General features: G+C 56.3%; 3 protein-coding genes. 2 read left to right on the top strand and 1 reads right to left on the bottom strand.

Features of this window, described 5'->3' with window-relative positions; translation table 11 throughout:
• Positions 1 to 64: 64 nt before the first annotated feature.
• Together JNN07_11575 and JNN07_11570 are read left to right on the top strand one after the other, a co-directional pair.
• Positions 65 to 1,423 (top strand): hypothetical protein, encoded by a 1,359-nt coding sequence (locus JNN07_11575; GenBank protein ID MBL9168372.1) that lies wholly within the window; start codon positions 65 to 67, stop codon positions 1,421 to 1,423.
• Between the two features lie 16 nt (positions 1,424 to 1,439).
• The gene (locus JNN07_11570; protein ID MBL9168371.1) at positions 1,440 to 1,715 is read left to right on the top strand and encodes a glycoside hydrolase family 97 C-terminal domain-containing protein; all 276 of its coding nucleotides are present in this window, start codon (positions 1,440 to 1,442) and stop codon (positions 1,713 to 1,715) included.
• 226 nt (positions 1,716 to 1,941) lie between these two features.
• Here the strand turns inward: JNN07_11570 and JNN07_11565 are convergent.
• Positions 1,942 to 2,359, bottom strand: a 418-nt coding sequence (locus JNN07_11565; protein MBL9168370.1) for an HPP family protein, incomplete at its 5' end; no start/stop codon positions are given.

Genomic DNA, 2,359 nt, shown 5'->3' with positions numbered 1-2,359 from the left:
TGCCATGTTGCGAACAGTTGATCCAGGTCAATGGTAACGTCGTAGGGAAAGCTACATTCGGCCTATGACGCTGGAAGGCCTGAGAAATGATCAAGAAGCGGGAGGCTCGAAACGGCTGATCTCGCGACGGACGGCACGACTTCCCACACCGTTGAGGGTGTTGTGCAGAAGCCTTCTCATGGTTTCGGTCGTACTGCTCGATACGAGTGGAATCCGCGCGTTCGGAGCCACCCCCGGTGACGCGGCCTTGGATCCCTTTGATGAGGGGACAAGCAGTTACTCCAAGGCGAAGGATACCAGTCCCATCGCACGGTTGCAGGAGCGCATCGACCGGGCCGAGGTGAAGCTCAGGCACGACGCCCAATTCGGCTACCTGCTTTCCCTGTTGGAAGAGCTGGGAGTTTCCTCTCATTCACAGCTGCTGGTTTTCTCCAAGACTTCGTTGCAACGTGAGCGCATCACACCGAAAACACCTCGTGCACTTTACTTCAACGACGAAGTCTATCTCGGCTTCATTCCCGGCGCACCGTTTATCGAGGTTTCCGGAATGGATTCCAAGCTGGGTGGGGTCTTTTATTCGATTGATCAAGGGAAGACCGGGCGACCTAGGTTTGTGCGCACGGATCAGTGTCTCGAATGTCATACCTCGACCAAGACCTTGGGAGTGCCGGGACCCCTTGTGCGCTCGTTTGTAACAGATGCCGACGGCGTGGTGGACATGGCCAGCGGGACATCATTGGTCAACCACCGCACACCATTGAGCGAGCGCTGGGGCGGCTGGTACGTGACTGGAACTCATGGTGCACAAACACACCGAGGCAATCTCAGCGGCCGAGAGGCCTTCGCGCGGCACGAGAAGGAGCCGAACTATCTTGGCAACCAGATAGATCTGAAACGGTTCTTCGACGTCTCCCGCTATCCGGCTGCGGCCAGCGACATCGTCGCACTTATGACTTTGGAGCATCAGGCTCACATGCAAAACTTTCTGACTCGCCTCAACCAGGATTCCACCGCGGCACTTCGGCAATTTGGCCACCTCAACCACATGAAGAGTGAGATTGAAGGTTTTCTGAAATACCTGCTGTTTACAGAGGAAGCGCCGTTGTCCGCACCGATCCACGGATCAGCCGCATTTGTAGGGCAGTTCACAGCGATGGGCATCAAAGACACCAAGGGACGATCATTGCGCCAGTTCGACCTGGAGAGGCGGCTTTTCAAGTATCCGTGCAGCTACCTGATCTACTCTGATGCCTTTGACGCGCTACCCGAGCAACTCAAGGAAACGCTTTATCGACGCCTCTGGGACATTCTCACCAGCAAGGACACTGGTCCGGCATTCGCGGGGATCCCGTCAGAGACTAAACAGGCCATCCGCGAGATTCTTACCGAAACCAAGAAGGACGTTCCACCCTACTGGAAGTAGAGGCATTGACACGCGCGTGTTGATCGGCCAGGTGGGTGAAGTGTTAGTGACCGCCCGCCGCAAAAGTCGAGACTGGTATCTCGGAGGCATGTCGGCGGTTCAGCCCCGCGACCTGGAAATACCACTGGGGTTCCTCGGAAAAGGCTCCTTCGATGCAGAGATCTGGAAGGATGCGAACGACACCGACAAGGACCCGAACCACCTTGTCCACACCCGTTCCCGCGTCAGTTCGGGAGATCAACTTCGGATTCGCGTGGCCCTGGACGGTGGATTTGTCGCTAAACTTTCCTAGTCACGGTAAGCCGAGGGCGACGAACTTTGCTTCGTAAGCGGCGACTTCCGCACCTCTCGCAAGACCCATAGCATCATCAGTATGTCCGGCAGGCCGCCTGAGGCAGCGCCAACGACTTACGCACGATAGGTCACGGAGGGAAGATCCACGCCCAATTCCCGCTCGATTCATTTTTGAGAGCTACTTACCTGCCCGCACGCCTCGTTCACAGGTCCAACATGGCATATCAGCCGCAACCATCACTGTCCACTTTCCCGACGTGCCGCTTGAGGATCTCCACCAAATGAATCAGCTCCTCCTCGCTGATGTCTACAAAGGAGTCCAGTGACTTGACTGCTGCCAGGATTTCTTCATGTGTCGGCGTGGTCGCATCCTTAGCTGACGGCGAAGGGAGTAGTGAAGCTGGGTAGCTCAAAATCGCCGGATACCGCCTCCACTTGAATGAGCCGTTAATGAGAACGGCGATGGCGACCATGAACACCGCATTGGCCAACACCGGGAAAATAACAAAATGAAATCCAAGTTGACGGATCGCACTCCCTCCCATGACAGCAGTAAACGCCGTGGCACCTCCTGGTGGATGGATGCACTTTAGCTGATGCATCGCTCCGATCGAGAGGCCCACGGCAACCGACGCCGCCAGG

The organism is Verrucomicrobiales bacterium (assembly GCA_016793885.1).
Taxonomy (GTDB): domain Bacteria; phylum Verrucomicrobiota; class Verrucomicrobiia; order Limisphaerales; family UBA11320; genus UBA11320.
The sequence above is the reverse complement of the archived record's forward strand: the minus strand, read 5'-3'. Positions and strand labels throughout refer to the sequence as shown.

Excerpts from the sequence above, each read along its gene's own strand:
- JNN07_11575 (MBL9168372.1), top strand. The coding sequence starts at position 65 with ATGACGCTGGAAGGCCTGAGAAATGATCAAGAAGCGGGAGGCTCGAAA.